Below are 5,804 nucleotides of genomic sequence, written 5' to 3'. Positions count from 1 at the left end.
TTTTACGGATTTCTTTAGCACGAGCTTCAGTTGTCACGATTGATTCGTTGATCAAAAGGTCAGTTGTCAAATCGCGAAGCATTGCTTTACGTTGTGAGCTAGTGCGTCCTAGTTTACGGTAAGCCATTTATTCCTCCTTTATTTATCTTTTAATCCAAGACCCAAATCAATGAGTTTGACTTTCACTTCTTCCAAACTCTTGCGTCCAAGATTTCTTACTTTCATCATCTCTGCTTCAGATTTTTCTGTCAAATCATGCACAGTGTTGATACCGGCACGTTTCAAACAGTTGTATGAACGCACAGACAAGTCAAGTTCCTCAATCGTACGTTCCAAGATACGGTCGTCCGATTCAGTATCAGCTTCTTTCATCACTTCTGCTGACTTAGCAATCTCTGTAAGATTTGTAAACAAATCAAGGTGCTCTGTCAAGATACGTGCTGAAAGCCCTAATGCATCTTCTGGAATAATTGTTCCATTAGTCAAGATTTCAAGGGTTAATTTGTCGAAACCATCATTGCTACCTACACGAGCAGGTTCAACTTGATAGTTGACTTTTGTAACTGGTGTATAAATAGAATCTACAGCAAGTGTTCCAACTGGTGCATTATCTTTTTTATTTTCATCAGCAGGTACATATCCACGACCACTGTTAACAGTCATTGTCGCTTTTAGAGAAGAACCTTCACCGATTGTAAAGAGATAATGATCTGGATTTACAATTTCAATGTCGCTATCTGTCAAGATATCTCCAGCTGTAATTTCAGCAGGACCTTGCACATCTAGTTCAATGATCTTTTCGTCTTTAACGTAAGATTTTACTGCAATACCTTTGATGTTCAGAATGATTTGCATCACGTCTTCGCGAACACCCGGAACTGTATCAAATTCATGCAATACACCTTCGATATTGATAGATGTTACAGCAGCCCCTGGAAGAGAAGCTAGAAGTACACGACGAAGAGAGTTACCAAGTGTTGTACCGTAACCACGTTCAAGCGGTTCGATTACAAACTTGCCATAATCTTTATTTTCATCAATTTTTGTTATATTTGGTTTTTCAAACTCGATCATTTAGTTACTCCCTCTTAAACGAAAAGCAGTGTAAGGTTATGATTATACACGGCGACGTTTTGGAGGACGAGCACCATTGTGTGGCACTGGAGTCACATCACGAATTGCTGTTACTTCAAGACCAGCGGCAGCAAGAGCACGAATAGCTGACTCACGACCAGAACCTGGACCTTTAACAGTAACTTCAACTGACTTAAGACCGTGTTCTTGTGCAGATTTAGCAGCAGCTTCAGAAGCCATTTGAGCAGCAAATGGTGTAGATTTACGAGAACCTTTGAAACCAAGAGCACCAGCTGATGACCAAGCAATTGCATTACCATGCACATCAGTAATCATAACAATAGTGTTATTAAATGTAGCGTGAATATGAGCAATACCAGATTCGATATTCTTTTTCACACGACGTTTACGTGTTGGTTTAGCCAAGACTTTTACCTCCTATATTATTTTTTCTTACCAGCAATCGCAACAGCTTTACCTTTACGAGTGCGAGCGTTGTTTTTAGTGTTTTGTCCACGGACAGGAAGTCCACGACGGTGACGGATACCACGGTATGAACCGATTTCCATCAAACGTTTGATGTTCAAGTTAACTTCACGACGAAGGTCACCTTCAACTTTGATTGCATCCACTTCACGACGGATAGCATCTTCTTGATCTGGTGTAAGATCGCGAACACGTACATCTTCTGAAATTCCAGCAGCTGCCAAGATTTTCTTAGATGTTGGAAGTCCGATACCGTACACATAAGTCAATGAAATTACTACGCGTTTGTCATTTGGAATGTCAACTCCAGCAATACGAGCCATGTTTTCTCCTTTCTATCTTATCCTTGACGTTGTTTGTGTTTTGGATTTGCTGGGCAAATTACCATAACACGACCATTACGACGAATAACTTTACAGTATTCGCAAATTGGTTTGACCGATGGTCTTACTTTCATTTCTTATCCCTCCAAGTTTTTCGATTATTTAAAGCGGTAAGTGATACGTCCACGTGTCAAGTCATATGGACTCATTTCGACAGTAACACGATCTCCCGCTAAAATACGAATATAGTTTTTACGAATTTTACCAGAAACTGTTGCTAAAATCTGATGTCCATTTTCAAGTTCAACCGTAAACATTGCATTCGGCATAGTATCAACTACTTTACCTTCAACTTCAATCACATCGTCTTTTGCCACGCAAAAGTACCTCCATAAATTTCGATTTGATGCCTCTAGACACAGAGACAACAATTATAAGTCAGACTAATTCAGTATAACATTTGTAGAGACATTTTGCAAGCATGAAAAACGCTTTTATTTCAAATTTGTCAATACTTTTTCGATATCTGCAAAAACATCATTGATATCTTGATTACCTTCGATATCATGTACCAAACCTTTAGCACGATAGTGGGCAATAATCGGTTCACCTTGGGCAATATTGACATCCAAACGACGTTTTACTGTTTCAGGTTTGTCATCTTCACGCTGATAGTAGTCTTCTTCTTTGTAATCAACTGGTGGGTTGAAAACTTTGTGGAAAGTTTCGCCAGTTTCACGGTGAATGATACGACCACTCAAACGTTCGAGTAGACATGATGGATCCACTTCAATATTGATTACACCCTCAAGTTCAAGACCAAGGTCTACCAAAATTTGATCCAAAGCGTGGGCTTGTTCAATGGTACGAGGGAAACCGTCTAAGAGGAATCCTTTTTCCTTAATGTCATCTTGAGCCAAACGTTCTTTAACGATTCCGTTTGTAACTTCATCTGGAACTAACTCGCCTTTGTCGATATAAGACTTAGCTAAGACACCCATTTCAGTTTGGTTAGCCATTGCCGCACGGAACATATCACCTGTTGAGATATGAGCAACATGGAATTGTTCAACAATTCTTGCTGCTTGTGTACCCTTACCTGCACCAGGTAAGCCCATAATCAAAAGATTCATGATTCAAACTCCTTTTTTATTTTTAAATAGAAGCAAAAATTCATTTCAACTCCTATTTAAAAACAAAATAGAAGAGAGGAGATAAAAATCTGACAAGGTCTTTGATTTTTAAACTCCACTCTCTGAGCAATAGTGAATTTTCTTTTCTATTACAATTATTCTGTTGTATTCATGAAACCAACATACTTACGTTTCAATAAATAACCTTCCAATTGTTTAATTCCTTCAATACCTGTTGAGATAATAATCAAAAGACTTGTTCCCCCAAAAGCAACTACTTCTGAAAGACCGAATAAATCCTTAGCTACAATAGGTAAAATAGAAATAACACCTAAGAAGAGGGAACCGACTGTTGCGAGACGACGAAGAAGTTTTGACATATACTCTTCTGTCCCTTTACCAGGACGGACACCGTGGATATAAGCACCGCTCTTTTGCAAATTTTCTGCTGCCTTCTCTGGATTAATCTGTACAAATGTATAGAAGAATGTAAAGAGGATAATCAACAGAGCGTACAAAGCGATACCTGTAGGAGCTGTTGTAGATAGTAACTCCTGAGCACTACGTACCCAGGCCCAATCAAGACCAGATGCACTTACAAATTGTAAAATTGCCGCTGGTGCTGCTGTAATTGAGCTAGCAAAGATAACTGGAATAACTCCTGCAGGGTTAATCTTCAATGGAAGATAGGAACTTGATGGTGCTCCTTGTGCTACCTTAGTATACTGAATTGGTATCTTATATTCAGCTTGTTGAACATAAGTTGTAAAGTAAACAATCAATAAGACTGCTACGATTAAGATAGCGACAAAAATGAGGGATGAAGTCAAGCGGTCGCTTGGTACGTTGACAAAATAGTCAACATAGATACCCTTGATCATATCAGGAATTGAAGCAACAATCCCTGCAAAGATAATCATGGAAACACCATTCCCATAACCCTTATCAGTAATTTGCTCTCCCAACCAAGTTACAATCATACTACCCGCTGTTAGGATTGCTCCAATCACAAGGAAAACTTGTGGTGTTAGAGGAACAGTCAAAAGTTTGGCTCCAGATAAAGCATTAAAACCAGCTGTAATTCCGATAGATTGCACGAATGCAAGAACAAGGGCAATATATCGAGTTGCCTGGTTCAACTTTCTACGACCAACTTCCCCTTGTTTGCCCCACTCTACAAACTTTGGTAATAAATCCATTTGTAAGAGTTGGACAACGATAGAAGCAGTAATGTATGGACTAACACCAAGTGCAAAAACTGAAAAGTTTTTCATGGCATTACCAGACACCAAACTTAACATATTTAGAAAAGATAGACCACTCAAAGCATTCAAGCTATTGGCATTCACCCATGGAACCGTAATGCTAGTCCCGATACGGAAGACAAAGACGATAAAAATTGTAAAAAGAATTTTTGATCGAACTTGCTTAACTTTTAAGGCTTCTCTCAATAATTTAAAAAACATAGGTCACCTCTCTTAGATGACTTCTACTGAACCACCTTTAGCAGTGATAGCTTCTTCAGCTGATTTAGAGAATTTAGCTGCTTTTACAGACAATTTCTTAGTCAACTCACCGTTACCAAGAATTTTGATACCTGATTTTTCAGCTTTAACAATTCCTGATTCGATAAGAACAACTGGAGTTACTTCTGCACCATCTTCAAAGACGTTCAATTGGTCAAGGTTAACAATTGCATATTCTTTAGCGTTGATGTTAGTGAATCCACGTTTTGGAAGACGACGGAACAATGGAGTTTGTCCACCTTCAAAACCAAGACGTACTCCACCACCGCTACGAGCTTTTTGACCTTTTTGACCACGACCAGATGTTTTACCGTTACCTGATGAAGTACCACGACCAACACGGTTACGAGTTTTACGAGAACCTTCTGCAGGTTTCAATTCATGAAGTTTCATTATATATTTTCTCCTCTTTTGTAAAATGCTAGCGCCGATAAGAGAGAAAAGGTTGTCTCTCCTATCAACTCGCCTATACCTTTGTCATCAAAGATGACTATATCTAGTTTTAGGGGATGGTATACTGCACATCCCCTAAAATTTCATTAGTTTACTTCTTCAACTGTTACCAAGTGAGATACTGCAGTGATCATACCACGAATTGCAGCGTTATCTTCTTTAATAACAGAGCTGTTCAATTTGCCAAGTCCAAGTGCTACAACAGTTTTACGTTGTGATGGAATGCGTCCGATTGGAGACTTAGTCAAAGTAATTTTAATTTGAGCCATTTTATCCCCTTTCTTATGCCAAATCAGAAACTGAAATACCACGAAGGGCAGCAACTTCTTCAGCGCGTTTCAATTGTTTCAAACCTTCAACAGTTGCGCGAACAATGTTGATTGGAGTATTTGAGCCAAGAGATTTAGATGTAACATCAGCTACACCTGCCAACTCGATAACGGCACGAACAGCACCACCAGCGGCAACCCCAGAACCTTCTACAGCAGGTTTCAACAATACTTTAGCTCCACCGAATTCTGAAATAACTTCGTGTGGGATTGTTGTTCCAACCATAGGAACTTCGATCAAGTTTTTCTTAGCATCTTCTACTGCTTTGCGGATTGCTTCTGGAACTTCTTGAGCTTTACCAGTACCAAATCCTACGCGACCGTTGTGGTCACCAACGACTACAAGAGCTGCAAAACGAAGACGACGTCCACCTTTAACAACTTTTGTAACACGGTTGACAGCAACTACGCGTTCTTCTAATTCAACTGCATTGTCTTTAAATGCCATTTTCTAGTGTCCTCCTATTAGAATTTCAATCC

11 protein-coding genes are annotated in these 5,804 nt (G+C 39.2%); all 11 read right to left on the bottom strand.

From position 1 onward, the window contains the following. Positions 1-127 (bottom strand): L17 family ribosomal protein (locus PCY17_RS11870; protein ID WP_301395710.1); only part of this gene is annotated, 127 nt, incomplete at its 3' end. An 11-nt stretch (positions 128-138) separates the two neighbouring features. Further along, positions 139-1,074, bottom strand: coding sequence for a DNA-directed RNA polymerase subunit alpha (locus tag PCY17_RS11865; RefSeq protein ID WP_000568996.1), 936 nt, complete (start codon positions 1,072-1,074; stop codon positions 139-141). A gap of 42 nt (positions 1,075-1,116) precedes the next feature. Beyond that, entirely contained in the window at positions 1,117-1,500 is a 384-nt protein-coding gene (gene rpsK, locus PCY17_RS11860) for a 30S ribosomal protein S11 (protein ID WP_001118385.1), read from the bottom strand. Positions 1,501-1,517: 17 nt separating this feature from the next. Beyond that, positions 1,518-1,883 (bottom strand): 30S ribosomal protein S13, encoded by a 366-nt coding sequence (gene rpsM / locus PCY17_RS11855; protein ID WP_000090783.1) that lies wholly within the window; start codon positions 1,881-1,883, stop codon positions 1,518-1,520. Between the two features lie 17 nt (positions 1,884-1,900). Beyond that, on the bottom strand, positions 1,901-2,017 hold the full coding sequence (rpmJ, locus tag PCY17_RS11850) for a 50S ribosomal protein L36 (protein ID WP_001808836.1): 117 nt from the start codon (positions 2,015-2,017) through the stop codon (positions 1,901-1,903). A 24-nt stretch (positions 2,018-2,041) separates the two neighbouring features. Next, complete coding sequence (infA, locus tag PCY17_RS11845; RefSeq protein ID WP_001029883.1) at positions 2,042-2,260, bottom strand: translation initiation factor IF-1; 219 nt, start codon at positions 2,258-2,260, stop codon at positions 2,042-2,044. A gap of 117 nt (positions 2,261-2,377) precedes the next feature. Beyond that, entirely contained in the window at positions 2,378-3,016 is a 639-nt protein-coding gene (locus PCY17_RS11840; RefSeq protein ID WP_070458876.1) for an adenylate kinase, read from the bottom strand. Positions 3,017-3,171: 155 nt separating this feature from the next. Beyond that, positions 3,172-4,482, bottom strand: coding sequence for a preprotein translocase subunit SecY (secY, locus tag PCY17_RS11835; RefSeq protein WP_301395706.1), 1,311 nt, complete (start codon positions 4,480-4,482; stop codon positions 3,172-3,174). A gap of 12 nt (positions 4,483-4,494) precedes the next feature. After that, positions 4,495-4,935: a 50S ribosomal protein L15 gene (gene rplO, locus PCY17_RS11830; RefSeq protein WP_000766079.1), complete on the bottom strand. Its 441-nt coding sequence runs from the start codon at positions 4,933-4,935 to the stop codon at positions 4,495-4,497. A 146-nt stretch (positions 4,936-5,081) separates the two neighbouring features. Beyond that, positions 5,082-5,264, bottom strand: a complete 183-nt coding sequence (gene rpmD / locus PCY17_RS11825; RefSeq protein WP_000057241.1) for a 50S ribosomal protein L30 — start codon at positions 5,262-5,264, stop codon at positions 5,082-5,084. A 13-nt stretch (positions 5,265-5,277) separates the two neighbouring features. Further along, a complete protein-coding gene (gene rpsE / locus PCY17_RS11820; RefSeq protein ID WP_000874203.1) occupies positions 5,278-5,772 on the bottom strand; it encodes a 30S ribosomal protein S5 in 495 nt (164 codons plus the stop codon). Positions 5,773-5,804 lie beyond the last annotated feature (32 nt).

It is taken from the genome of Streptococcus sp. SO2 (assembly GCF_030440025.1).
Note: the sequence above shows the minus strand (reverse complement) of the source record. Positions and strands in the feature narration are given on the sequence as shown.